Source organism: Pseudoxanthomonas sp. PXM03, assembly GCF_014852005.1.
In the GTDB taxonomy this organism is placed as follows: Bacteria; Pseudomonadota; Gammaproteobacteria; order Xanthomonadales; family Xanthomonadaceae; genus Pseudoxanthomonas_A.
This window is the reverse complement of record NZ_JACVAU010000001.1, coordinates 548,320-573,893: the sequence shown is the minus strand read 5'-3', so window position 1 is coordinate 573,893 and position 25,574 is coordinate 548,320. Positions and strand designations below refer to the sequence as shown.

Below are 25,574 nucleotides of genomic sequence, written 5' to 3'. Positions count from 1 at the left end.
GCTAGTTTTTGTAGCGTGCACTGCAACATCGCACGGCGATCAGGCCTGCCCGGTGGCGACACGGCTCTCCTGCAGCAGCACGGTGACCAGGCGGATACGCACCGTGGAACGCGACCACACCATGCCGATCCGCCTGGGTTCGCTGGCCAGCGGCAGGGGGATGCGAAGCAGGTCCAGGCCCTCCGGCCACGGACGTGCCCAGTCTGGCACCAGCGATACGCCCAGGCCGCGGTCCACCATCACGGCGATGGCATTCAGGCCGTTCAGTTCGAAGCGCTCGCGCGGCACGATGCCTGCGCGGCGCAGGTAGTCGTCGGCAACCCGCCCACCCCACTGGTTGCGGTCGTAGCGGATCAACGGTTCTTCGCGCAGCAGGTCGTGCGGATCCCGGCCGGCCATGCGCGCAGGCGCGATCATCACCAGCGGCTCTTCGCGCAACAGCTGCCAGTCGCAGGTCTTGGGCAGGTTGTACGGCGCCTGCAGCACCAGCGCCGCATCGAGCTCGCCGGTTTCCACCGCGCGGTACAGCTCGGCCGAATAGCCCGGGCGGATGTAGACGTTGATCTGCGGGAACTTGTCGACCATCCGCGCCAGGATGTCCGGCAGCATGCCCGCGAGCGCGGTGGGGCATGCGCCCAGGCGCAATTCGCCGGAGACTTCGCTGTCGTTGGCGACGCTGCGCATGTCGGCCACGTCACGCAGCAGGTCGCGCGCCCGCTGCAGGATGCGCGAACCCTCTTCGGTCAGGCTGACGGTACGGCCGGCACGCGCGATGAGCGGCGCGCCGAGTTCGCGTTCGAGGGTGCGGATCTGCTGCGCCACGGCCGCCGGCGTGATGTTGAGCACGCGTGCTGCCGCGGCCATCGAGCCGCGGTCGGCCACCACCACGAACGTATTCAGGAACTGGGTGTCCACGCGCCTCCCCTTGTCGCCCTCAGGCTACACGAGGGCAGACCGCACAACGATGGGACATATGGCCCATGCGCTCAGCCCGTCGCTTCCGGGGCGTCCTGGCGGTGGATGGTCAGGCCATGCAGCGAGCGGGTCGGCGCGGGAAAGAACAGGCTGGCCAGGTAGCCGACCACGACACAGACCAGGATCGAGATGGCCAGATAGAAGTACGGATGCACCAGGTCGTACCACCACGCGACGAACGTCAGCACGATGGCCGAGACGATGCCGATCGCCACACCCTGCGAATTCGCGCGCCGTGTGAACATCCCCAGCGTGTAGGCGCCGGCGAAACCGCCGCCCAGCAGGCCGGCCAGTTCGATCGACACGTCGAACAACGAGCCGATGTCGAAGCGCGACAGCACCAGTGCCGCGCCGATGCCGACCAGGCCCACGACCACGGTCATGATCTCGGCGAAGAACACGCCCTTCTTCTGCGACTTGTCCTTGGCGAAACGCTCGTAGAAGTCCACGGTGATCAGCGTGGCCACCGAGTTCATGATGCCGGACAGGGTCGCCATCGCAGCCGCGAAGATGCCGGCGATGATCAGGCCGGTGACGCCCATCGGCAGTTCCGCCGCGATGAAGAGCGGGAACGTGGCGTCGACGGGGAGCAGCGGATTCATCCGTTCCGGGTTGTTCTTGTAGTAGACGAACAGCGCGGTACCGATGCCGTAGAACACGAAGCCGCCGGGGATCATGATCGCGGCGAAAGCCCAGATCGACCGCCCGGCCTCCTTGTCCGACTTGGTCGACAGCACGCGCTGCATCAGCACCTGGTCCTTCGGGAACGTCAGCACCACTTCGAACAGGACCAGGAAGATGAAGCCCCATACGGTGGCCTTGGTCAGGTCGAAGCTGAAGTCGAACAACTTGGTCTTCTCTTCGGCCATCGCGATCTGGGTGAACTCGCCGAAGCCTCCGCGCAGCGTCCAGATGATGAAGAGGATCGCGAAGATCGCGCCCCCCATCTTCACGATCACCTGCACCACGTCGGTCCAGATGACCGCTTTCATGCCGCCCATCGCGGTGTAGATGATGGTGAAGCCGCCCATCAGCAATACGCTCCAGATCACGTCGATGCCGGTGATGGTGGAGATGGCGAGCGCGGGCAGGAACAGGATCACGCTCATGCGGCTGCCGATCTGCATGAAGATGGCGAGCGCGCTGGCGAGCATGCGGATGGAGGGATGGAAACGCGTCTCCAGGTAGGAGAACGTGGACATCAGGTCCAGCCGGCGCAGCAGCGGCACGATCCATACGGCCACGAACATGAGACCCAGGACCGCAATCAGGTTGTTGGTCAGATACTGCCAGTTGGTCTCGAATGCCTTGGCCGGGATCGCGATGAAGCTGATCGAGCTGGTGTTGACCGCGTACAGGCTGAGGCCCGCCGCCCAGAACGGGATGGTGCGACTGCCGACGAAGAAGTTCTCGGTCGAGTTGCGCTTCTCGCGCAGGTAGAAGTACAGGCCTATGCCGATCATCGCCGCCAGGTACACGACGATCACCAACCAGTCGAGCCACGTCAGCAGGTGCTTGCCGGATTGCAGCTGCACGCTGTGGAGCGTACCTGCGGTGTTGCGCCATGCCAGCCCGTCTGCCCAGCCGGTGACATCGCCGATGTCCGCCGGAAGATCGGCGGGCAGCGTTGCCCACGCCTTGGTGATGGTGTGGAAGGTGAGCATGCGGGGTGTCGCCTTGCCTGCGCGCTCGGCGGCGGACACCAGATACAGCAGGTGCGCCTGCCCGAGTGCGCGCGCGCCATCTCCCACCAGCGACCCGGGTGCCGGAGGCATGCTCGACCAGCCGGTTTCGCGGTGCCACCGCCACAGCATGGTTCCGTCGGACGATGGCACGGTGGCGTACAGATCGCCCCGCTGCGCCAGCAGGCTGGATGCTGCGCCCTTGCCCGGCCATGCCGGCATTGCGGTCCAGCGCGCCGACGCGGTATCCAGCGCCAGCCTGAAAAGGCGGGGTACCCCTTCGGCATCCAGGCCCGTGGCATGCAGGGCACCACCACCCTCGGCCAGCTTCACCTCGCGCAGCGGCACCGGCCATGTCGGCAAGGCGCGCAGCGCCATCCGGTCCCGCTCAAGTGCGACTGCGGACAGTCCAACGGGCGAAGCAGCGTCGTGCGCCGGCCGCACGAGGTAGAGCGTGCCCTTCGCAGCGGTGATCCAGGCTGCATCGGCCGGGATACCGGAGGGCAGGGCCAGTGACGTCCATGCCTTGGCGCCGGCCGGGAGCTGCCATGCCTTGCCCGCCTGCAACGCCACCAGCGACGTACCCACGGCATGCAGGCTGTCCACCTTGTCGCCGGGGACAGCGGGCAGCGCCTCCTGGCGGATCGTCGTGAGGCTCTCGGCCCGCGCCATCGACGGCCATGACACGCCAAACACGACGATGGCAACCAGGACACAGCGGACAACGCGTCGGACCCGGGCCGCCGTGGATGGCGTCGCCTGCTGCGTCATGGTGTTCCCTCTTCCCGGCCTGCCAGTGCCAATACGTTTCTTGCCCTTTCCAGGAACGGCGCATCCACCATCCGGCCATCGATCGCGAAAGCGCCATCGCCTGCCCGTGCTGCGGCATCGACGGTGCGACGTGCCGCTTCGATCTCGTCCATCGACGGCGTGAATACCCGATTGGCCCACGCCACCTGGCGTGGATGCACGCAACTCTTGCCCAGATAACCAAGCGCCCGCGCCGACTCCGCCTCGGCACGGAAGCCCGCCTCGTCGTCCAATCCCGGGAAAGCGGCGTCGTAGGCGAACACGCCCGCCTCTGCGGCGGCGAGGCGCAGCGCGTACTGGGTGGCGTGCACGTTGCGCAAATCATCACGGCGGACGCCGTGGGGCTCGAACAGGTCGCCCAGCCCCAGTTGCAGGCCGCGCACGCGAGGATGCGCCTTCGCGATGGCGACCGCATGCCGGAGCGCGCGCGGCGTCTCGATATTGACCAGCAGCCCGATCGCCCTGCGCGAAGGCAGGCGCACCTCGATCGCTTCGATCTCGGCGACCGCTTGCCTGAGCTGCTCCGCCGACTCGATTTTCGGAAGATTGAGCAGATCGATGTCCAGCGGCAGGATCGCGCGCAGGTCGGCTTCCCACGCCGCCGTGCTCCACGCATTCACGCGGACCACCATCTGCTTGCCCGCCGCACGATGCGGTGCACCGCTGAGCAGCGTTACAACCTGCGCACGCGCTGTCTGCTTGTCGGCCTCGGCCACCGCATCTTCGAGGTCGAGCGACAGCATGTCGGCATCGCTCGCCAACGCCTTGGCGAACAGGGCGGGACGGCTTCCTGGGACGAACAGTTTGCTACGCATGGATGGCGCTCATCATGGCGCGCAGTCTGCGGGAAACAGGCGAGAGGCAAAGCCCGCACCGGCATCTTCAAACGATAGATTTTCCTGCGTCCGGAAATGTCGCAACGCAACATTCCCTGTCGCTGTCAGATGCTCAACGCTTTACGTCGAGACTGTTCTCGCCAAGGAACGCCTGTACATCGGCGGCGCCCACAAGATTGAAGTCGCCCGGCAACGAGTGTTTCAGACAGGCCGCCGCCACGCCGAAATGCAACGCATCGCCGCTCGACATGCCGGCCAGACTGCCATGGAGCACCCCGGCAGCGAATGCATCGCCGGTCCCGATGCGATCCACGATCGGCGAGACCTCGTAGGCCGGCGTGGTATGCAACGCGCCATCGCGCAACGCGGTGATGGCCGACAGCGCGTGGTTGTCGACACTGCGCTGCACGCGGACCGTCGCGGCCATCTGGCCCAGATGGGGGAACGCCTTGAATGCGGCGGCGGCGCCGGCCGCGAAGCGTTCCTGCGGTGTCGCCTGCGGGAAATCCAGGCCCAGCACGACCTGCAGGTCGCGGTGGCTGGCGAACAGGATGTCCGCTTCGGCCATCAGTCCACGCAGGATCGTCGGCGCATCACCGCCCCACGCTTCCCACAGCTTCGGCCTGAAGTTGCCGTCGAACGAGACCTTCACGCCCGCCGCGCGTGCTGCCTTCACTGCCTCGAGGACGCCATCGGCGGCCTGCTGGCCGAGGGCCGGTGTCACGCCCGACACATGCAGCCAGTCCGCTCCATCGAGCAGTGTCGTCCAGTCGTGCCGGCCACCGCCGACGCGCGCGAACGCCGAGTCGGCCCTGTCATAGAGCACCTCGCTCGGCCGATGGATGGCGCCGGAGGTTAGGAAGTACAGGCCCATCCGGCCCGGTGCCCGCTGCACGGCGGAGGTATCGACGCGATGCCTGCGCAGTTCGCCCAGTGCGGCTTCGCCGAGCGCATTGTCGGCAACCAGCCCCACCATCGCCGCCTCATGGCCGAACCTCGACAGCGACACGGCCACGTTCGCCTCCGCGCCACCGACATGCACGTCGAGCACAGGCGATTGCAGCAATACCTGGCGACCCGGTGCGCCCAGCCGCAACAGCAATTCTCCGAAACAGACGATCTTCCCCATCACCCTTTCTCCCGTTGCGACGACATGCGCCACCTCATCGACAACCTGTTCCGGCTTGTCCTCGGGACAAGATAATCCGGGTCGGTCGCCAGTTGTTGTTGCAGCGCACACTCTGTTAGCGTTCGTTTTGACCAGCGGTGTCATTTTATCAGCTGGCAGGATCTGTAAGGGAATAAACCGCTTTATTTTCGATCAAAACAGTCGCTACACGCGGCCATGGTCCCTTGAGGAGGGGAGAACATGCCAGTCAGTCACAACAGCCGGAAGACACCGGTTACCTTGCTTGCTGTCTCGATCGGCCTGGCGCTGCAGATGAGTGCAGCCGCACACGCCCAGGAAGCAGCGCAATCCACCGAATCGAGTGAGGCCGCGCCGGCGCAGGCTGATGTCTCCACCCTGGATACCGTCAGTGTCACCGGCTACCGCGCCAGCGTGGAAAAGGCGCTCGACATCAAGCGCGGCGAAGCCGGCGTGGTCGATGCCATCGTGGCCGAGGACATCGGCAAGTTCCCGGACCTCAACCTGGCCGAATCCCTGCAACGCATCCCGGGCGTGGTGATCACGCGCGATGCCGGCGAAGGCCGCAACATCTCGGTGCGCGGCCTGGGCCCGGATTTCACCCGCGTGCGCATCAACGGCATGGAGGCACTGACCACGGTGGGCGCCACCGACCAGTCCGGCGGCTCCAACCGTGGCCGTGGCTTCGACTTCAACGTGTTCGCGTCGGATCTGTTCTCGCAGCTGATCGTGCGCAAGACCGCGCAGGCTGACGTGGAAGAAGGCTCGCTGGGCGCGACCGTCGATCTGCGCACGGCACGCCCGTTCGATTACGACGGCTTTACCTTCGTCGCCAGCGGCCAGCTCAGCCACAACGACATGGCCAGCGAAACCGATCCACGCGTGGCCGCGTTGATCGCCAACACCTGGGCCGATGGCACGTTCGGCGCCCTGCTGTCCGTCGCCTACTCCGAGCGCCAGTTGCTCGAGGAAGGTAGCGGCAGCGGACGTTGGGCGAACGGCCCCAGCAATGGCGGATTCAGCGCAACGTCGCCGTTCGCGGCAGCGCGCGCCGCCGACGTCTACCATCCGCGCTTCCCGCGCTACACACTGATGGAGCACGACCAGAAGCGCACCGGCGTGACCGCGTCGTTCCAGTTCAAGCCCAGCGACCGCACCCAGTTCGCGCTGGACGCGCTGTATTCGAAGATCGATGCGGTCCGCGACGAGAAGTACATCGAGGCGATTTCGTTCAGTCGAAACGTCGCCAATCCGAATCCGACGACCAATCCCCTGTCGGGCAAACCGCATACGATCGTGCGCGATGGCGTGATCCAGGACGGCGCCCTTGTCTATGGCCTGTTCGACGATGTGGATATCCGCTCGGAGAGCCGTCACGACGAATGGAACACGGTCTACACCCAGCTGAACTTCGAGGGTGAGCACGAGTTCACCGACAACTTCAAGATCAGCGGCAAGATCGGCACGTCCAAGTCGGAGCATGAGAATCCGATCCAGACGACGATCATCATGGACAAGTACAACGTCGACAACTACAGCTACGACTATCGTGGCGACTGGTACAAGCCGGTGCTGAACTACGGCATCGACCCGACGGACCCCAATGGCTGGACGCTGGCCGAGATCCGCATCCGCCCGCAGTACGTGACCAACAAGTTCGACAACGCACAGCTTGATTTCAACTGGAACATCAGCCCGGGCTTCCGCCTGAAGGGCGGCGTGCAGGCGAAGGACTACTCGTTCGATACGCGTGAACTGCGTCGCGGCAACGAGCTTTCGGTACCGACCTTCACGGGTGGAACACGCATCGTGCCGGCCGACCTGACCGAACTGGCCCGTCTGAGTGGCGTGAGCGGGTCGCCGGGCACCTGGGTCATCCCCGACTACCAGGCCGTGGCCGACCTGTTCGACATCTACAGCAACAGCGGCACCTTCGCGGTGACCGAGCGTGCGGTCAACACGCGCAGCGTGGAAGAGGAAGACCGTGGCGTCTACCTGATGGGCGAGTTCTCCACGGACCTCGGCCCGATCCCGCTGTCGGGCAACGTCGGCGTGCGCTATGTACGGACCAAGCAGACGTCGACCGGCATTGCCACCACCAGTGGCACGCCGGTCGCGGCGACCGTAACGCGCGAGTACAGCGACACCCTGCCGTCGATGAACCTGGTGGCGGAACTCAGCCCCGACCTGCTGCTGCGCCTCGGCGCCGCCAAGGTGATGTCGCGCCCGGGCCTGGGTTCACTGACGCCCGGCGTTACCGTCGCCGTCGCTGGTGGCGCGCGCACGGTGTCGGGGGGTAACCCCAACCTCGACCCCATTCGCGCCAAGACCGTCGACCTGGGCCTGGAGTGGTACTTCAACGAAGGCGCGATGCTCGGCGTTGGCCTGTTCTACAAGGACATCGACAGCTTCGTGCAGACCACGCGCGAGATCCGCAGCTACGAGTCAAGCGGACTCCCGGCCAGCCTGCTGGAAGGCACGGGCGCTTCGGTCACCGATGACTTCACCTTCACCATTCCGCTCAATACGCCGGGTGGTGAGCTGACGGGCTTCGAGGCGAACTACGTCCAGCCGTTCACCTTCCTGCCGGGCAAGTGGGCCAACCTCGGCGTGCAGTTGAACTACACGTATGTCGATTCGAAGATCCAGTACGTCAACAGCGGCGGCACCAATGTGCTGAAGACCGACCTGCTTGGCCTGTCCAAGACCGCCTGGAACGCCACGCTGTTCTATGAAGGCGAGCGCTTCTCCGGCCGCGTCTCGGCCACCAACCGCGACGACTACCTCATCCAGGCACCGGGTGCGGAACAAGGGTTCAACCTGGACGGCGTGCATGGCCAGACCGGCACCACGACGGTCGATGCCTCGGTGCGCTGGAAGATCAACGACAAGCTTGAGCTGAGCCTGGAAGGTATCAACCTCACCGACGAACCGCAGGAATCCTGGGTGTCGAACCCCAGCGTCACCCTGCCGCTGGACTACAGCGAGACTGGCCGTCAGTACCTGCTGGGCCTGCGCTACAAGTTCTGATGCGTTGACCGTCCCGCACCTCCCTGGTGGAGGTGCACCCGAAGCCCGGCCGCCTCTCTCGGCCGGGCTTTTTTATCGTCCGGGACCAACGTCCCGGCCGGGAAAGCGATTACATCGCCCCTCGCTGTCCACGGGACATTTTCTGTTTCGAATCAATCAGTTGTTGTTGCACCGCACACTCTGATAGCGTCTTTGACCAGCGGTGTCATCACAACTGCATCGCAATCGATCCACTGGGGAAATCACGTCGTCGTCGGCGCTCGCTGACACACAAAAACGGTTGGCCGCCCTTGGGAGGGGGATGTCATGAAGCGCACTCTGAAGCATCGGAAGACACCGGTTACCGCACTCGCATTCTCGATCGCCGTTGCACTGCACGTGCCAGCTTTCGCGCAATCGCAGGAGACTTCACCAACGCCGCCCGTCGCCACGGATCTTGATCGCGTCGAGGTGGTCGGCACGTTCCGTGCAAGCCTCGAGAAAGCGCTGGAAGAGAAACGCTACAGCGCCGAACAGATCGACGCTGTCGTTGCCGAGGACATCGGCAAGTTCCCTGATCTCAATCTTGCCGAAGCGCTCCAGCGCATTCCTGGCGTGGCGATCGATCGCGATGCCGGCGAAGGCCGCTCGATCACCGTCCGCGGCCTGGGGCAGGACTTCACTCGCGTACGCATCAACGGACTGGAGGCGCTGGCCACGACGGGCGGCACGGACAGCTCGGGCGGTGCGAACCGGGGACGTGGCTTCGACTTCAACGTCTTCGCCGCAGAGCTCTTCAGCAAGCTGACGGTGCGCAAGACGCAATCGGCCCAGATCGACGAAGGCTCGCTCGGTGCCACCGTCGATCTGCGCGCAGCGCGTCCTTTCGACTACGACGGCTTCACCAGCACGGTGACCAGCCAGATGGGCTACAACGACCTGTCGAAGCAATGGGATCCGCGCTTTTCCGCGCTGATCAGCAATACCTGGGCGGACGGCAAGTTCGGGGCATTGCTGTCGGCGGCCTACAGTGAGCGGAACCTGCTGGAGGAAGGCTACAGCGCGGTGCGCTGGGACAACGGCCCCTCCTCCAACGGCTTCTGCAGTCCGGTCGGCTACACACCGCAGAACAACGCCAACAACGGCGGGCGCGGTACGACGGCCTTGAACTGCTCCACCGGCAATCCGCGCCCGGCCAACACGCAGGCCAACAACGATGCGTACCGCCTGGCATCGGCTACGACCACCTTCCATCCGCGCCTGCCGCGCTACGGCCGCCTGACCCACGAACAGGAACGGCTGGGCGTGACTGCCGCGCTGCAGTTCAAGCCCAGCGACCGCACGCTGCTGAGCTTCGATGCGATGTACTCGAAGCTGGATGCGACCCGCCAGGAGGATTTCCTGGAGACGATCTCCTTCAGCCGCTCGAACACGCAGGGTGGCAAGTACGAGACGCATGTGCTCCAGGCTGAAGTGGATGATCGCGGCAACCTGGTCTACGGCGTGTTCGACAATGTCGACGTGCGTTCGGAATCCCGTTTCGACGAGCTGTCCACGGAGTTCAGCCAGTACAGCCTGAGCCTGGAGCAGGACATCACCGATCGCCTGAAGCTCAACGCGATGGTCGGCACGTCCACGTCGGAGTTCAAAAATCCCGTGCAGACCACGGTGACGTTCGACATCCAGAACCTCGACGGCTACAGCTGGGACTATCGCGGCAACAGCCGCCTGCCGGTGATCACCTACGGCAGCCTCGATGTGAACAGCCCGTCGTCCTGGCGCTGGATCAGCAGCCCGGCGGCGAACACCACCGGCTCCGAGATTCGCATCCGCCCGCAGGGCGTCGACAACACCTTCGACACCGGCAAGCTGGACCTGGATTTCGTCATCAACGAGACATTCACGCTGCGCGGGGGGATGTCGTACAAGAAGTTCGGCATGGACACGTGGGAGTTCCGCCGCAGCAGCGAAACGTCGGTCCCCGCCCTGCCCACCGGCACGACGCTCGGCGACCTGTCCTCGCTGGTCACCGGCTTCGGCCGCGGCCTGGACGGGCGGGCGCCCGGCTCATGGCTGATCCCGGACCTCGATGCGATCGCCAGCCTCTTCAACATCTACTGCAATTGCAACACCGGCGTGCCAGGAGGCGACTTCACCTTGAGCAGCATCACCAACGGCAATGCGCGCGGCAACAACCGCAGCATCAGCGAAGAGGATTGGGGAGGCTACCTGCAACTGGATTTCAACGCGGATCTGGCGGGCCGCCCGATGCGCGGCAACGTGGGCGTCCGCTACGCGACCACCGATGTCGATGCCAGCGGCTATACGTCGGTCGGTGGCGGCAGCCCGGTCACGGTCAGCAACGACTACAAGGACTGGCTGCCGTCGTTGAACCTCGCATGGGACGTCACCGACGACCTGGTGCTGCGCTTCGGTGCCGCCAAGGTCATGGCAAGGCCGCAACTGGGCAACCTGTCGCCCGGTGCCGGCATCACCACCACCGGGTCGCCCAACATCCGCGTGGGCAACCCGTATCTCGATCCGTTCCGTGCCAAGACCTATGATTTCAGTGCGGAATGGTACTTCGCCGAAGACTCGGTGCTGTCGCTGGCGCTGTTCTACAAGGACATCGAGACCTACATCCAGGAACTGCGCGAGAACATCGCCTACCGCGACACCGGCCTTCCGCTGGAATGGGTGCCGTCCACGTTCTGGGACGTGCCGTTCGATGTCCGCACGCCCATCAACACTCCTGGCGGTCCGCTGAAGGGTTTCGAGCTGAACTACCAGCAGCCGTTCTCGTTCCTGCCGGGTGGTTTCCGTCATTTCGGCGTGCTGCTCAACTACACGCACGTGAAATCGGATATCGACTATGCGGTGCCGGGCAGCTTCCCCGTGACCTACATCGCCGATGAGCTGGTCAATCTGTCGCCGAAGTCGTACAACGCCACGCTCTACTACGACAACAACAAGTTCAGCGCACGCATCTCCACGTCGTTCCGCGACGACTACCTGCAGCGCGTCCCGGGACAGAACAACAACGACGTGGAAGGAAAGCGCAGTGCACGCAGCGTGGACTTCTCCATGTCGTACAAGTGGGACAAGCACTTCACCCTCACCTTCGAGGGGATCAACCTGACAGACGAGTTCAACGACCAGTACGTGGATTCGGTCGGCGATCGCGCCTCCGTGTACCACCATACGGGACGCCAGTACTACGTCGGCGCGCGGTTCAACTTCTGAGCGCTGCGGGCGGGCGCGCCTGCACGGGCGCCCGCCTTCCCCTCCGCTGCTGCAACGTCACGGGCGCCGGCATGATCCGCACGGCATTGATGCCCCGTGACCGACGGGTGTTCGGTTGATGCTTGAAGGCACAGGAAATCCACGTCTTGAAATCCCGGCGCGCATGATCCGGATCGCACGCACGCGTCGTAAGCTGGGCACATGGAAGACCCGCCTTTCGGCGGGTCGTCTTCGTCACCTTGCGCGCGCGGTACGGCAGCGGCGTTGCTCTTCAGCGCAACGGTTCGCCCTTCGGGTAACCACTGATGGGCTCCATCACGTCGAGATTCCATTCGCTTTCGATGAACGGCTTGCGGGCTTCCTTGTACTGCGGGTAGCCACCCACCTGCTCCTGGCTGTCGATGATTTCGCCACGGCCTTCGATGACGTCGGCGACGATGCGGCGGTCGACCAGATCGCGGTTCCAGGGCGTTGCGCCCGCAGTTTCTATGACGGCATCCTGGACTTCACCGGAGCCCCGGAGGGTGACGCCGAAGGGCAACGCGGGCGCCTGCTTGACGCGGTTGAGCTTCACCGGCGCGGTCGTGTAGCTGCCGGTCTCCTGGATGCTCTTGTTGCCCACGCGATCGACGATGAGGTTGTCCTGCGCGTACAGGTCGAGATCCCCGGAGCCACCGATCATCAGGAACGCCAGCGGCTCGGTGGACCGGCCCGCACGCATGACGTTGCCACGCACGATCATCTCGCCACGCGAGTACGGATGGCCCATCCACTCTTCTGCGATCAGGTTGTAGTGGATGGCGCGCTGGCCGGGGTTGTAGATCAGGTTATTGATCACCTGCCCGCGCGCGCCGCCCTTGAACAGCGGGCTGCGCTCGTAGTTGTGCGCGTACAGGTTGCCGATGATCAGGACCTCGTTGACGTGGTCGTGGATCAGCGAGCCCTTGGAGTGTTCGCCCTTGGCATGGATCGAATTCGCCAGTCCCTCACCGACGATGTTGTTGCTGTAGGTGATGCGGCGCGACGCGTTGGCCATCCACTCGGCTTCATTTTCGCCATGGAAGCGCGTGCTGGATGCGCTGAGGTTCTCATCCGTGGCCCACGTGAGCGAGCAGTGGTCGACGATGACGTCATGCGCGCCGCGCACGGTGGTGATGGCATCGATGTCGCCCGAACGCTTGGGCAACCCGCCATCGCCGGGCCGGATGCGGATGTGGCGGATGACCACATCGTGGGTGGCGATGGTCAGGCCGCCCTTGATGATGGTCACGCCAGGGTGCGGTGCAGTCTGGCCGGCGATGGTCAGGAACGGCTCGGTGATGCGCAGCTCCTTCATGCCGAGGTCGATCACGCCACCGACTTCGAACACCACGATGCGCGGGCCCTTGCCCGTCACCGCTTCCTTGAACGAGCCGGGACCGTCAGCGGCCAGGCTGGTGACGCGGATGATCTTGCCGCCACGCCCGCCGGGCGTGTGCGCGGCCGCGCCCTGCGCGCCGGGGAATGCAAGCACGGGCGCCTCGGCGGCGAGGACCGGCGTCATCGCCAGCGCCATCAGCAGGGCGGCCAGGCCGCAGGTCAGTCCGCGGGCCCGCGCGGGAAAACGGATATGAAACATTGGCTCCCTCCCAGGAGTGGATCGACGCATCGTGGCATCGGGATGGGTTTTGCGGCAGTGCACATTGTCAATGACACCGGTTTACCATATACAGGCCATCAACCTGCACTGTCACTCGGCAGTGCAACAAAACGCAGCGGGGAGAACCCTCTTGAGTACTGACCACAGCGCGCCGTCCAACGGTCGCACGGAAGCCCCAGAACTGGCCGCCATCGCGGACAGCTTCGTCAGCGCACGGCGTCAGGGACGCGCATTGCCCGGCTTCCCCGGGAATATCCCGGATGATCTGGTCACGGCATACCGCGTGCAGGATCTTGCGATCGCGCAGTGGCCGGATCGGGTCGTCGGGTGGAAGGTCGGCTTCATCGCGCCCGAGCGGCGCGACGTGTCCGGCGATGAGCGCCTGCTGGGACCGATCTTCACCCGTCAGCTCAAGTTGACCACCGGTGGCCAAGAGAGCTTCGAAGTGTTCGCTGGCGGCTTCGGCGCGGTGGAAGCGGAGTACGTGTTGCGCCTGGACGCGGATGCCCCGGCCGACAAGACCCACTGGACACCGGAAGAGGTCGCTACCGTCGCCTCCACGCTGTTCATCGGCATGGAAGTGGCCAGCAGCCCGTTGGCCACGATCAACCAGTTGGGTCCCCGCGTCGTCGTATCCGACTTCGGCAACAACAACGGACTCGTGATGGGTGCCGAGATTCCCGGCTGGGCCGACCGCAGCGATGCGTCGCTGACGTGCACGACCTGGATCGAGGGTCAGCAGGTTGGTCAGGGGGGCGCGACAACGCTGCCTGGTGGCCTGCGCGCGGCCTTCGCCTTCGCGCTCGCACGCTCGGCCCGGCGTGGCCGGCCGCTCAAGGCCGGCGACCTGATCGCCACGGGTAACGCCACCGGCATCCACGACATCCTGCCGGGCCAGCGGGCACGCATCGACTTCGATGGCCATGGCAGCATCGCGTGTGTCGCGACTGCCGCAACACCGAAGGACGAAGGGGATTGGCGCGCATGATGAACCGTCGTCGTTTCCTGGGTGTCGGCCTCGGCGCCGCCGTCGTCGCGCCGCTCGCCGGCAGCCGCGCGCTCGCCGATGAAGGCCGGCGCGTGCTGACCGCGAGCGATGTGCACGTGAAGGACTATCCCACCGTCGAAGCCGTGCGCTGGATAGGCGACGCGATGGCGCGCGAGACGGGCGGGCGCCTCACCCTGCGCCAGTACCACTCCGGTCAATTGGGTCGCGAGGCGGAAGCCATCGACATGGCACGCTTCGGTGTGATCGACATCACCCGTGTGTTCTCCGGTGCGCTCAACAATGCACTGCCGCTGACGCAGGCGCTGTGCCTGCCGTACGTGTTCGACTCGGTGGCGCACCTGCGCCGCGTGATCGACGGCGGGGTTGGCCAAGCTGTCCTGGACAGCTTCGGGGCCCGTGATCTTGTGGGGCTGGCGATCTACGACTCCGGCGCTCGCTGTTTCTACAACAACAAGCATCCGATCACCTCGCCTGCGGATCTGCACGGCATGAAGATGCGCGTGGCGGCGTCGGACATCTTCATCCGGCTGATCCGCCTGCTGGGCGCGAATCCCACCCCGATGTCGCTGGGCGAGACCTTCTCGGCGATGGAGACGCACATGATCGACGGCGCAGAGAACAACATGCGCAGCTTCCACTCCAGCCGCCACTTCGAGGCAGCCAAGTACTGGTCCGAGACGCGCCATTCTTATGCCCCCGATGTGCTGGTGATGTCACGCGCCAGCTTCGAGTCCCTGCAGGCCAAGGACCGTGAATTGCTGGTCAAGCTGGCGCGCGAATCGGTGCCGGTGATGCGCGCCAAGTGGGACGCCTCCGAGGACGCAGCGCGCAAGGCGGTGCTGGAGCACGGCATCAGGAGCAATGAGGTTGACCTCGACGCCTTCCGCGCGGCCGCGCAGCCGCTGCTGGACGCCTACCACCGCCAGCCCGAGATCGAAGCCCTGTACCGTCGCATCCGCGACCTGGCCTGACGAGAACAACCCGATGACCGAGACCGCTTCTCCCGTTCCCGCCGGCTCGTTCCAGCGCGCACTTGACCGTCTTTCCGATGTCGCCATCGCGATCGCCGCAACCGCCCTGATCGGCCTGGTGGTGGTGCAGGGCTGGCAGGTGTTCACGCGCTACGTGCTCAACGACTCGCCCAGCTGGACCGAGCCGGTGACCCTGCTGCTGCTGAGCACCGCCATGAGCCTGGGCGCCGCCGCAGGCGTGCACACGAACCGTCATTTCAGCTTCCACCTGCTGGCCGAGAATCTCCCGCCCGCTGCGCGCCTCGTGCTGTCGATCGTGCGACCGCTGCTGATCGCCGCCGTGGGCGCGATGATCGCCGGCTGGGGCGGCGTACTCCTGATGGATGGCCTGGACATCAAGCTCGCGGGTGCCTCGATGCCGCAGAGCATCAACTACCTGCCCCTGTCGGTCAGCGGCGCGCTGATCTGCGTGTTCGGGCTGAACAAGGCGTGGCAGGCCGTACGCCCCGCTCGCGAAGAAGGAGTCTGACCCGTGGCCATCGCAATCCTGTTGGGCGCGTTCGTCGTGCTGCTGTTGCTGGGTGTCCCGGTGGCGTTCGCGCTGGCGGTCGCCGCGCTCGCCACCCTGCTCTACCTCGATGTGCCGTCGATCGTGCTGGTGCAGCAGATCTCGGCGGGCTCCGGCTCGGTCTCGCTGATCGCCATCCCTCTCTTCATCTTCGCCGGCGAACTGATGCTGCGCGGCGGCATCTCCGAACGATTGATTGCCTTGGCGTCGTCGCTGGTCGGCCGCATGCGCGGCGGCCTGGGCCAGGTCAGCGTGCTGTCGTCGCTGTTCTTCGGCGGCGTATCAGGCTCGGCGCTGGCCGATGTGTCCGCCGTCGGCGGCACGATGATCCCGCAGATGGTCAAGCGCGGTTATGACGTCGACTACGCGGTGAACGTCTGCATGACGGCGGCGCTGGTCGCCTTGCTGGTGCCGCCCTCGCACAACCTGATCCTGTTCTCAGCGGCGGCCGGCGGCGGCATCTCGATCGCCGACCTGTTCGCCGCGGGCATCGTGCCGGCCCTGCTGATGACAGCCGCCATGATGATCACCGGCTACGTGGTGGCGCGTCACCGCGGCTATGGCACCGAGCCGTTCCCGGGCTGGCGCGCGGTGGCGATGCGCCTCGTCGGGGCGCTGCCCGGGCTGGGTCTGGTCACGCTGATCTTCGTCGGCATCCGCGCCGGCATCTTCACGGCGGTGGAATCGGCCGCCATCGCCGTGGTCTACGCACTGCTGGTCACCGCACTGCTGTACCGCCAGTTGCACTGGGCCGAATTCCGCGGCGCCGTGGTGCATGCGGCGCGCACGACCGGCGTGATCCTGTTCGTGATCGCCACCGCCGCCGTGTTCGGTTGGCTGCTGGCCTACCTGCAGGTTCCTGCGGCCGCCGTGGAGTTCCTGCAATCGATCGCCGACAGCCAGCGCACCGTGCTGCTGATGATCGTGGTGATCCTGCTGGTGCTGGGCATGTTCATGGACCTCGCACCGAAGATCCTGATCTGCACGCCGATCTTCCTGCCGGTCGTGAAGGCCTACGGCATCGACCCGATCCACTTCGGCCTGGTGATGGTGCTGGCCGGCGGCATCGGCCTGGTCACGCCACCGGTGGGCTCGGTGCTGTTCATCGGAACCTCGATCGGCAAGATCACCGTGGCACAGAGCATGCGCACGATCTGGCCGTTCTGGCTGGCGGCGCTGGCGGTGTTGTTGATCGTGGCGTTCTTCCCCGAGCTGTCGCTGTGGCTGCCGCGGGCGCTGAGGGGATGATGTCCGCGCGCGCCCTGGCCATCGCGCTACTGCTTGCGCCGCCATCGGTGGCCGCCGCGCCATCGACACCACTACCCTCGCTGGCCGGCTTCGAGGACGCGATCCACCACTGGCGCAACGTGCACGGGGACAAGTACCCGCGCCATGCACCGGACGAAGTCGCGAAGATCGCCGACAACATCCTGCGCTACCAGCGCATGGACGGCGGCTGGGTGGAGAACCAGGACCCTGCGCGGATCCTGGACGACGCGGAGAAGGTGCGCTTCGACCAGGAGGCACGCACGTCCGGCGGCAGCTTCGACAATCGCAACATCTACACACAGCTGGACTACCTGGCCACGGCCTACGCCATCACGGGCGATGCGCGCTACCGCGACGGCAGCCTGAAGGGCCTCGCATTCACGCTAGAACAACAGATTCCCGGATGCGGCGGCTGGCCGCACACGGTGCCGGCCACGCAGCCCTACCATCCGCACATCACCATCGCCGACGATGTCACCGCAGGCGTGCTGGGCACGTTGCGCAAGGTCGTCTCGGACACGCGCCGTTATGCCTTCGTCGATGCCGCGTTGCGCGCACGCGTGCAGTCCGCCATCGACAAGGGCGACGCCTGCCTGCTGACGTTGCAGGTACGGCAGGGCGGTACGCTGGCCGGCTGGGCAGGCCAGTACGACGCGCGGACGTTGCTGCCCGCACAGGGGCGCAAGTTCGAACTGCCGTCCATCGCGGGACAGGAAACCGTCGGCGTGGTCCGCTACCTGATGTCGATCCCCGACCCGTCGCCCGCCGTCGTGGCGGCCGTGGACGGTGCGGTGGACTGGCTACGCAAGGTGGAGATCACCGGTTGGCGCATCGAGACCTTCGAGGCGCCGGCCGAGCAGTTCCAGTACCACAGCAGTGCCAAGGATCGCCGCCTGGTCGCCGATCCATCGGCCACCGGGCTGTGGGCGCGCTTCTACGACGTGAAGGACAGCAGCGTGGTGCTCGCGACACGCGACAGCCAGCGGGTCGCGCGCTACGAAGACATTCCGCGCGAGCGCCGCACGGGCTACGAGTGGTACGGCAGCTGGCCGAAGCGGCTGCTGTCGAAGGAATACCCGCAGTGGAAATCGCAGCACACGTCGTCGAAGTAGAGGACTCCTGATGGCAATGAAGTCGTGGATGATCGCCCTGTGCCTGTTCGCACCGCTGGCAGCGCTGGCGGGTGATGGCCACCGCGAACCAGCGTGGAAGCGCGGCATCGAACACCAGCGCCAGGCGGACCTGGGCGACGGCACGTTTCTCAATCCCGTGCTCGCAGGCGACCGCCCCGACCCGTCGGTACTGAAGGATGGCGAGGACTACTACCTCACCCTGTCATCCTTCACCGCCTATCCCGGTCTGCCACTGTGGCATTCGCGCGACCTGATCAACTGGCAGCCGGTCGGCCATGCGATCACGAAGAACGTCGGCTCGATCTGGGCACCGGACCTGATCAAGCACAAGGGCCGCTATTACATCTATTTCCCCGCACGCGTCGGCGGTACCGAGTCGCCGCGACGGAGCAACTTCGTCGTGTGGGCCGACGACATCCGCGGCCCCTGGAGCGAGCCCATCGACATCGGGCTGCCGGGCCACATCGACCCCGGCCATGCCGTGGGCGAAGACGGCAAGCGCTACCTGTTCCTCAGTGCGGGCGACTACGTTCAGCTCGCCGACGACGGCCTGAGCACCGTGGGCGAGGTGAAGCACGTCTACGACGGCTGGCGCTATCCGGAATCGTGGGACGTGGAGGGCTACGCGCAGGAAGGCCCGAAGATCACCTTCCGCAATGACTGGTACTACATGATCACCGCCGTCGGCGGCACCGCCGGCCCGCCGACCGGGCACATGGTGATCGTCGCGCGCTCGCGCTCCATTCATGGACCGTGGCAGAACGCGCCCAACAATCCGGTGGTACGCACCACCTCGCGCGAGCAGTACTGGTGGTCGCGCGGCCACGCCACGCTGGTGGAGGATGCCGGCGGGCAGTGGTGGATGATCTACCACGGTTACGAGCGCGACTTCTGGACGCTGGGGCGGCAGGCGCTGCTGGACCCGATCGAATGGACCGATGACGGCTGGTTCGTCGCCAAGGGCGGCGACTTGAGCACGCCGTTGCGCAAGCCGGCGGGCACGGCGCTGGCATCACATGGGATGGCGCTGTCGGATGATTTCCGCAGCGGGAAGCTGGGGCCGCAATGGGCGTTCTACGACCCCGCGCCTGGCGAATTCGCCCGCCTCGGTTTCGGCGACGGGGTGATGACGCTGCAGGGCAAGGGCACTTCGCCGCGGGACAGCTCGCCCCTGGGCATCATCGCCGGCGACCTGGCCTACCAGTTCGAGGTCGAAATGGAGGTGGAACCCGGCGCCCAGGGCGGTGCGGTACTGTTCTACAACGACCGCCTGTATGCCGGCGTGGGCAGCAACGGCGAGCAGTTCGTCATGCACCGCTACGGTCTGGAGCGCCCAGGCAGGCTGGCGCCCAGCGCCAAAGGGGGAAAGCTCTGGCTGCGGGTCACGCACAACCGCCACATCGTCACGATCCATACCAGCACCGACGGCAAGACCTGGATCAAGTATCCGGTGCAGATGGAAGTCTCGGGCTACCACCACAACGTGGCGGGCGGCTTCCTGGCGCTGAAGCCCTCGCTGTACGCCGCGGGCCAGGGCAAGGTGCACTTCCGTAATTTCCGCTACCGCGCGCTGGACTGACCCCCAACCGCTAGAATCCCTCAGACAGACGAACGGACCCGTACCCACTCCATGCCCGCGCGCAAGAAGCCCGAAAGCCCCGCCTCCCTGCCCATCGGCGGCAAGGCCGCGACCATCAACGACATCGCGCGGCTTTCCGGCGTCTCGAAGAAGACCGTCTCGCGCATCATCAACCACTCTCCCCTGGTCCGTAAGGACACCCGCGAGAAAGTGGAGACCTTGATGCGGGAAGTCGGTTACGTGCCCGATCCGATGGCGCGCGGCCTGGCGTTCCGCCGGTCGTTCCTGATCGGCATGGTCTACGACAACCCGACCGCGCAGTACATCGTGAACATGCAATACGGCGCGCTGGACGCGTTGCGCGATTCGGGCTTCGAACTGGTGGTGCATCCGTGCGACAGCCGCAGCCCGGGCTACATCGACGGCGTGCGCCGCTTCGTTCAGCAGCAGAAACTGCACGGCGTGATGCTGGTACCGCGCGCCTCGGAAGACCAGGCCCTGGCCGACATGCTGGCCGAAATCGGCTGTCGCTACTCGCGCATCGCGTCGGTATCGATGGATGAGCCTTCGCGCATGGTGGTCACGCACGACCGCGACGGTGCCGCCGAAGCCGCCGAATACCTGCTTTCGCTCGGCCACACCGATATCGCGTTGATCACCGGCCCTGCGGCGTACCGGTCGTCGATCGAGCGCACCGACGGTTTCCTGCAGGCGTTGGCCAAACGCGGGCTGGAACTCCCGAAGTCGCGCATCATCGAAGCCGGCTACACCTTCGAGTCCGGCGTGGTCGCGGCCGAGAAGCTGCTGTCCGGCAAGAACCGGCCCACCGCCATCTTCACCGGCAACGACGAAATGGCGGCGGGCGTCTACAAGGTCGCCATGCGCGCCGGCATCAACATCCCGCGCCAACTGTCGGTAGTCGGGTTCGACGACAGTCCGCTTGCCTCGCGCCTGTGGCCCTCGCTGACCTCCGTTCGCCGCAACACCCGCGACACCGGACGCACGGCGGCCGCCATGCTGATCCAGCCGGAAGGCACGCCGGTGCTGGCCGCGGCCAGCATCCGCCCGCACCTGATCATCCGCGACTCCTCGCAGCCCCCCGAGTAACACGTGACGACACCAGGCGCAGCACGTCCGTCCGGTGCCGCACCGCAAAATGACACCGGTTACCAAAGCCCGTAGAATCGCCCCACGACCTAACCCGACGCCCCGCTCCACGGGCGTCCGCATCCACGGAGCCCCGCCCATGTTCTGCAAGACCTACCACGCCACCCATCCGGACATGATGGACGGGGCCAGCAACGACCAGCTGCGCGACCGTTACCTGATCGGCACCCTGTTCGCTGCGGACACGGTGCAACTGAACTACTCGCACAACGAGCGCTTCGTGATCGGCGGTGCCGCCCCGGTGTCGAAGAAGGTCGACCTGCCCCGCCAGACCGAACCCGCCTCGGCCGCCGGCAAGCCGTTCCTGGAGCGCCGCGAACTGGGCGTCATCAACGTGGGCGGTGGCGCCGGCAAGGTCACGGTGGATGGCACGACGTATGCGCTTGGCCCGAAGGACGGCCTGTACGTGGCGATGGGCAGCGCCGACGTGGCGTTCGAATCCGATGACGCGTCGAACCCCGCCAAGTTCTACCTCACCTCCACGCCGGCGCACGCGCGCTTCGAAACCAAGCAGCTCTCGATCAAGGATGCCGTCGCGCTGGAGCGCGGCGCGCTGGAAACCAGCAACGAGCGCACGATCTACCAGTTCATCGTGCCGGCGACCTGCCAGTCCTCGCAGCTGCTGCTGGGCCTGACGGTGCTGAAGACCGGCAGCGTGTGGAACACCATGCCGCCGCACCTGCACGACCGCCGCAGCGAGGTGTACTTCTACTTCGACCTGGCCGAGAACGATCGCGTCTACCACTTCATGGGCGAACCGGAAGCGCAGCGCCATATCGTCGTGCAGAACGACGAAGCCGTGGTGTCGCCGCCGTGGTCGATCCACATGGGCTCCGGCACCAGCAACTACGCCTTCATCTGGGCGATGGGCGGCGAAAACCTGGACTACACCGACATGCACGTGCTGGACATCTGCCAGCTGAAATGACCCTTCGCACGTAGCACCGGGCTTGCTCGGCTGCACGACGGACCGAAGCACGCGATCAAGAACGCAGCGGAGCAAGCTCCGCTCCATCCAACCTGCAGCAACACATACCGAGGGGCATCCCGATGGCAAGCAATCCATTCAGTCTCGAAGGCAAGGTCGCGCTGGTGACCGGCGCCAACACCGGCCTGGGCCAGGGCGTCGCGCTGGCGCTCGCCGAAGCCGGTGCCGACATCGCAGCCGCCGGCATCGTCGAAGCCACCGAAACAGGAGAGAAGGTGCGCGCCCTGGGCCGCCGCTTTCTCAACCTGGACGCGAACCTGATCAGCATCGAGCCGGTCGAGCGCCTGGTGAAAGAGACCGTCGAGGGTCTCGGCGGGCTGGACATCCTGGTCAACAACGCCGGCCTGATCCGTCGCGCCGACGCGGTGGATTTCAGCGAGAAGGACTGGGACGATGTGATGAACGTCAACATCAAGTCGGCGTTCTTCATGTCGCAGGCGGCTGGACGCCATTTCATCGCGCAGGGCAGCGGCAAGATCATCAACATCGCGTCGATGCTGTCGTTCCAGGGCGGCATCCGCGTGCCGTCGTATACCGCCAGCAAGTCCGGCATCGCCGGCATCACCCGCCTGCTGGCCAACGAGTGGGGCAACAAGGGCGTCAACATCAACGCCATCGCGCCCGGTTACATGGCCACCGACAACACCGCGCAACTGCGCGCCGATGAAGACCGCAACAAGGCCATCCTGGACCGCATCCCGGCCGGTCGCTGGGGCGAGCCGTCGGACTTGGGCGGAGCCGCCGTGTTCCTGTCCTCGCGCGCGTCGGACTACATCAACGGCGCCATCATCCCCGTCGACGGCGGCTGGCTGGCGCGCTGACGCGTGCAGTTGCTGTGCCTCTCTGTAGGAGCGACGTAAGTCGCGACCACAGAACCAGGAAAGCAGTGGACACGGATCTATACGGAAAAAGTGGATGGCGCCTTCGCCTGGAGCGGCTTCGATCCTTGCCGGAACGTCTTCTGGCTTGGCGGTCGCGACTTACGTCGCTCCTACAGGGGCTTCTGCACGCGTGCTGGCGAATACCGGAGACTGGCAATGCTTCGCTCTTTTCTGATGATCGCGCTCTGTGCCTGCGCTGCACAGGCCAGCGCGCAGGTGCAGCCCCCCCGCCAGGTCTTCATCGCCGGCGACTCCACCGCCAGCCACTACGGGCCGGAACGCGCACCGCGCGAAGGATGGGGGCAGCAGCTGCAGGGGTTCCTCGATGACACCTACGTGGTCCGCAACCACGCGCAGAGCGGGCGGAGTTCGCGCAGCTTCATCGCCGAAGGCTGGTTCGATGGCATGGCGAAGGAGATGCGTGCCGGCGACGTGCTGCTGATCCAGTTCGGCCACAACGACGAGAAGATCGAAGACCCCACGCGCTACAACGAACCCCGGCAGGCATTCCCCGAATGGCTGGGGCGCTACCTGGCGTTGGCGCGACAGAAGGGTGCCACGCCGATCCTGGTGACGCCGGTCGCGCGCCGCAAGTTCGACCATGGGCAACTGCTCGACACGCACGGACTGTACGCGCAGGCGGTGCGCGATCTTGCGTCGCGGGAGAACGTGGCCCTGATCGACCTGTCCGCTGCCAGCATGGACTGGTTGCGCGCAGCCGGCGACGAGGCCAGCAAGGCCTACTACATGCACGTGCCGGAACAGGACCAGCGGGACGACACCCATTTCCAGCAGCGTGGCGCGGTGATGGTGGCCTGCCTGGTGGTGGCGGGCTGGAAACAGCTCGACCCCTCGTTTGCGGCCCACGTGAAACGCGACACGGACTGCGGCGCACCCGCGACTGCACTCGCGGATCGGAAGGCCCAGGCGAATCCGTCCCTGATCGTGCACGAACGCGACATCGCAGTGGAGCAGCCGGGGCCGCACGGTGGCGCCGGCGTCACCGTTGCCCATCCGTTCTTCCGCGACGCACCCGCGCTCGGCTTCGAGTTCCGCAAGCGCGTGTTGCGCCGGGGCGCCGGCATCGGCCTGCACCAGCACCACAAGGACGAGGTCTACTACGTGCTGGGTGGAAGCGGCATCTACGAACTGGACGGCGTTGCGCGCGAGGTCCACGCCGGCGACGCGATGCTGACACGCCCCGGCAGCACGCATGCGATCCGCCAGCACGGCGACGCGGACCTGGTGCTGCTGATCATGTACGGGAAGAAACAGGAGTGAGCGGAGAGAAGTGAGGAGTGAGTGAAAGCATCCTTTGCTCACTCCCCACTTCTCTTCCCTCACTTCTCGCCAGCAGGCGGCGGCCGGTCCCAGCGACGGTAGGTCGCCTGGAGCGCACTGCGCAGACGCCGGTACTGCGCGGTGCCGGGTTCGGCCTGCAGGCGACCGGCGACCGCCTTCCACCCGCCTTCATGGTCGCGCGACCACTCGCGCACGACGGCGCGGCACGGCTGTCCCACGATCTGCGCCAGCGCACACGCCATGAAGATGTCACCCGCGGTCCAGTCCGGTTGCTGCTGCATCGCTTCCACGTAGGCACGTGGCACGGTGTAGTAGCGCGCCATCTCGTCGGCAAAGGACGCGGGGTAGCGGCTTGCGTAGTCGTTGATGTCCGCCAGGTGGCGATCCACCGAAGCGTCGCCGGTGGCGGGCGCATACGCCGCCGTCGCGTCCTGCGCGGCGACGGGCGCGCACAGCGCGACCGACAGGCAGGCCAGCAAGGCAAAGGTGGGCAGCGCGCGCTTCACGGCGCCATTGTGCCCCACGGCCATCGCCTTCGCTGGGTGCATTCAGGCATCCGGTACGGATTCGATCGTCGCAAGCGCATCCGACAGCTGCCCTGCGTTCTCCACCACCCGCAGGCGCGGCGCATCGTGGGCCACGCCATGCTCGGCCTCGAGCGCCCACGTCACGTGGTATGGCATGTGGATGCCCCAGCCGCCGAGACCCAGGACGGGTTCGATGTCCGACCGCAGCGAGTTGCCGACCATCGCGAACCGTGACGGCTCGACCTCGAGTTCGCGCAGCACACGCGCATAGGTGGGCTCGTCCTTCTCGGACACCACCTCGATGCGGTGGAAGAGATCCGCCAGGCCCGATTGCGCGATCTTGGCCTCCTGGTGGAACAGGTCGCCCTTGGTGATCAGCACGATCTCGTGGTCGGCGGCGATGCGCTCGACGGCCTCGCGGATGCCCGGCAGCAGATCCACCGGATGCAGCAGCGTGTTGCGCCCGATCTCGATCACGCGGTGCAGGTCGCGCGCGCTGATGCGTTCGTCGGTCAGCTGGATGGCGGTCTCCAGCATCGACAGCGTCATGCCCTTCACGCCGTAGCCGAAGATCTTCAGGTTGCGGCGCTCGACGTCCAGCAGGTGCTGGTGCGTGCGTGCGTCGGCGAGGTCCACGTAGGTGCCGAGGATGGCCTCGAAGTCGGCCTCGGCCTGGCGGTAGTAATCCTCGCTCTTCCAGAGCGTGTCGTCACCGTCGAAGCCGACCCATCGGATGCGCGCCATCTGATCCCTGCCCTGCATTCTTCACGAAGGCCGCGAAGGATAGCAGCCAGCCTCGCCATCAATGAATACGGCCGCCATGCAACATGGCGGCCGTG

19 protein-coding genes are annotated in these 25,574 nt (G+C 65.8%); 12 read left to right on the top strand and 7 right to left on the bottom strand.

All coding sequences use genetic code 11. The features are described 5' to 3' along the window. Positions 1-39 precede the first annotated feature (39 nt). The 4 genes from IB223_RS02530 to IB223_RS02515 all read right to left on the bottom strand — a co-directional run bounded on the left by IB223_RS02530 (position 40) and on the right by IB223_RS02515 (position 5,432). Positions 40-915 carry a LysR family transcriptional regulator gene (locus IB223_RS02530; RefSeq protein ID WP_192200105.1) on the bottom strand — a complete coding sequence of 292 codons (876 nt, stop codon included), beginning with the start codon at positions 913-915 and terminating at the stop codon, positions 40-42. 71 nt (positions 916-986) lie between these two features. Further along, positions 987-3,428, bottom strand: coding sequence for a sodium:solute symporter (locus IB223_RS02525; RefSeq protein ID WP_192200104.1), 2,442 nt, complete (start codon positions 3,426-3,428; stop codon positions 987-989). Further along, a complete protein-coding gene (locus tag IB223_RS02520; protein WP_192200103.1) occupies positions 3,425-4,282 on the bottom strand; it encodes a CoA ester lyase in 858 nt (285 codons plus the stop codon). The genes IB223_RS02525 and IB223_RS02520 overlap by 4 nt, the downstream gene beginning before the upstream one ends. A gap of 133 nt (positions 4,283-4,415) precedes the next feature. After that, positions 4,416-5,432 carry a sugar kinase gene (locus IB223_RS02515; RefSeq protein WP_192200102.1) on the bottom strand — a complete coding sequence of 339 codons (1,017 nt, stop codon included), beginning with the start codon at positions 5,430-5,432 and terminating at the stop codon, positions 4,416-4,418. Positions 5,433-5,672: 240 nt separating this feature from the next. Here IB223_RS02515 and IB223_RS02510 point away from each other — a divergent pair, with 240 nt between their 5' ends. Both IB223_RS02510 and IB223_RS02505 read left to right on the top strand, forming a co-directional pair. Beyond that, a complete protein-coding gene (locus IB223_RS02510; RefSeq protein WP_192200101.1) occupies positions 5,673-8,480 on the top strand; it encodes a TonB-dependent receptor in 2,808 nt (935 codons plus the stop codon). Between the two features lie 306 nt (positions 8,481-8,786). Then, positions 8,787-11,702, top strand: coding sequence for a TonB-dependent receptor (locus IB223_RS02505; RefSeq protein ID WP_192200100.1), 2,916 nt, complete (start codon positions 8,787-8,789; stop codon positions 11,700-11,702). A gap of 271 nt (positions 11,703-11,973) precedes the next feature. On the opposite strand, the gene IB223_RS02500 is transcribed toward IB223_RS02505, so the two are convergent. After that, positions 11,974-13,320 (bottom strand): pectate lyase, encoded by a 1,347-nt coding sequence (locus tag IB223_RS02500; protein WP_192200099.1) that lies wholly within the window; start codon positions 13,318-13,320, stop codon positions 11,974-11,976. 151 nt (positions 13,321-13,471) lie between these two features. Here IB223_RS02500 and IB223_RS02495 point away from each other — a divergent pair, with 151 nt between their 5' ends. The 10 genes from IB223_RS02495 (at position 13,472) to IB223_RS02450 (ending at position 24,187) form a co-directional block, all read left to right on the top strand. Continuing rightward, complete coding sequence (locus tag IB223_RS02495; RefSeq protein WP_192200098.1) at positions 13,472-14,329, top strand: 2-keto-4-pentenoate hydratase; 858 nt, start codon at positions 13,472-13,474, stop codon at positions 14,327-14,329. Further along, positions 14,326-15,321 carry a TRAP transporter substrate-binding protein gene (locus IB223_RS02490; protein ID WP_192200097.1) on the top strand — a complete coding sequence of 332 codons (996 nt, stop codon included), beginning with the start codon at positions 14,326-14,328 and terminating at the stop codon, positions 15,319-15,321. The genes IB223_RS02495 and IB223_RS02490 overlap by 4 nt, the downstream gene beginning before the upstream one ends. 13 nt (positions 15,322-15,334) lie before the next feature. Then, complete coding sequence (locus IB223_RS02485; RefSeq protein WP_192200096.1) at positions 15,335-15,850, top strand: TRAP transporter small permease; 516 nt, start codon at positions 15,335-15,337, stop codon at positions 15,848-15,850. Positions 15,851-15,853: 3 nt separating this feature from the next. Next, positions 15,854-17,137, top strand: a complete 1,284-nt coding sequence (locus IB223_RS02480; RefSeq protein ID WP_192200095.1) for a TRAP transporter large permease — start codon at positions 15,854-15,856, stop codon at positions 17,135-17,137. Continuing rightward, positions 17,137-18,270: a pectate lyase gene (gene pelA / locus IB223_RS02475; protein WP_225590769.1), complete on the top strand. Its 1,134-nt coding sequence runs from the start codon at positions 17,137-17,139 to the stop codon at positions 18,268-18,270. Before IB223_RS02480 ends, pelA begins: the two co-directional genes overlap by 1 nt. 10 nt (positions 18,271-18,280) lie before the next feature. Continuing rightward, positions 18,281-19,870, top strand: a complete 1,590-nt coding sequence (locus IB223_RS02470; protein WP_192200093.1) for a family 43 glycosylhydrolase — start codon at positions 18,281-18,283, stop codon at positions 19,868-19,870. Between the two features lie 51 nt (positions 19,871-19,921). Then, on the top strand, positions 19,922-20,977 hold the full coding sequence (locus tag IB223_RS02465) for a LacI family DNA-binding transcriptional regulator (RefSeq protein WP_192200092.1): 1,056 nt from the start codon (positions 19,922-19,924) through the stop codon (positions 20,975-20,977). A 139-nt stretch (positions 20,978-21,116) separates the two neighbouring features. Continuing rightward, a complete protein-coding gene (gene kduI, locus IB223_RS02460; protein WP_192200091.1) occupies positions 21,117-21,965 on the top strand; it encodes a 5-dehydro-4-deoxy-D-glucuronate isomerase in 849 nt (282 codons plus the stop codon). 122 nt (positions 21,966-22,087) lie between these two features. Beyond that, a complete protein-coding gene (gene kduD, locus IB223_RS02455; RefSeq protein WP_192200090.1) occupies positions 22,088-22,846 on the top strand; it encodes a 2-dehydro-3-deoxy-D-gluconate 5-dehydrogenase KduD in 759 nt (252 codons plus the stop codon). A gap of 234 nt (positions 22,847-23,080) precedes the next feature. Beyond that, on the top strand, positions 23,081-24,187 hold the full coding sequence (locus IB223_RS02450) for a GDSL-type esterase/lipase family protein (RefSeq protein WP_192201216.1): 1,107 nt from the start codon (positions 23,081-23,083) through the stop codon (positions 24,185-24,187). A 59-nt stretch (positions 24,188-24,246) separates the two neighbouring features. On the opposite strand, the gene IB223_RS02445 is transcribed toward IB223_RS02450, so the two are convergent. Together IB223_RS02445 and IB223_RS02440 are read right to left on the bottom strand one after the other, a co-directional pair. After that, positions 24,247-24,756, bottom strand: coding sequence for a hypothetical protein (locus IB223_RS02445; protein ID WP_192200089.1), 510 nt, complete (start codon positions 24,754-24,756; stop codon positions 24,247-24,249). Continuing rightward, entirely contained in the window at positions 24,757-25,497 is a 741-nt protein-coding gene (locus IB223_RS02440) for an HAD family hydrolase (protein ID WP_225590767.1), read from the bottom strand. Positions 25,498-25,574 lie beyond the last annotated feature (77 nt).

Coding starts and splice junctions, on each gene's coding strand:
- pelA (WP_225590769.1), top strand. CDS start 17,137: ATGTCCGCGCGCGCCCTGGCCATCGCGCTACTGCTTGCGCCGCCATCG.
- IB223_RS02525 (WP_192200104.1), bottom strand. CDS start 3,428: ATGACGCAGCAGGCGACGCCATCCACGGCGGCCCGGGTCCGACGCGTT.
- IB223_RS02445 (WP_192200089.1), bottom strand. CDS start 24,756: ATGCACCCAGCGAAGGCGATGGCCGTGGGGCACAATGGCGCCGTGAAG.
- IB223_RS02500 (WP_192200099.1), bottom strand. CDS start 13,320: ATGTTTCATATCCGTTTTCCCGCGCGGGCCCGCGGACTGACCTGCGGC.
- IB223_RS02510 (WP_192200101.1), top strand. CDS start 5,673: ATGCCAGTCAGTCACAACAGCCGGAAGACACCGGTTACCTTGCTTGCT.
- IB223_RS02440 (WP_225590767.1), bottom strand. CDS start 25,497: ATGCAGGGCAGGGATCAGATGGCGCGCATCCGATGGGTCGGCTTCGAC.
- IB223_RS02490 (WP_192200097.1), top strand. CDS start 14,326: ATGATGAACCGTCGTCGTTTCCTGGGTGTCGGCCTCGGCGCCGCCGTC.
- IB223_RS02465 (WP_192200092.1), top strand. CDS start 19,922: ATGCCCGCGCGCAAGAAGCCCGAAAGCCCCGCCTCCCTGCCCATCGGC.
- IB223_RS02505 (WP_192200100.1), top strand. CDS start 8,787: ATGAAGCGCACTCTGAAGCATCGGAAGACACCGGTTACCGCACTCGCA.
- kduI (WP_192200091.1), top strand. CDS start 21,117: ATGTTCTGCAAGACCTACCACGCCACCCATCCGGACATGATGGACGGG.
- IB223_RS02450 (WP_192201216.1), top strand. CDS start 23,081: ATGATCGCGCTCTGTGCCTGCGCTGCACAGGCCAGCGCGCAGGTGCAG.
- kduD (WP_192200090.1), top strand. CDS start 22,088: ATGGCAAGCAATCCATTCAGTCTCGAAGGCAAGGTCGCGCTGGTGACC.
- IB223_RS02515 (WP_192200102.1), bottom strand. CDS start 5,432: ATGGGGAAGATCGTCTGTTTCGGAGAATTGCTGTTGCGGCTGGGCGCA.
- IB223_RS02470 (WP_192200093.1), top strand. CDS start 18,281: ATGGCAATGAAGTCGTGGATGATCGCCCTGTGCCTGTTCGCACCGCTG.
- IB223_RS02520 (WP_192200103.1), bottom strand. CDS start 4,282: ATGCGTAGCAAACTGTTCGTCCCAGGAAGCCGTCCCGCCCTGTTCGCC.
- IB223_RS02485 (WP_192200096.1), top strand. CDS start 15,335: ATGACCGAGACCGCTTCTCCCGTTCCCGCCGGCTCGTTCCAGCGCGCA.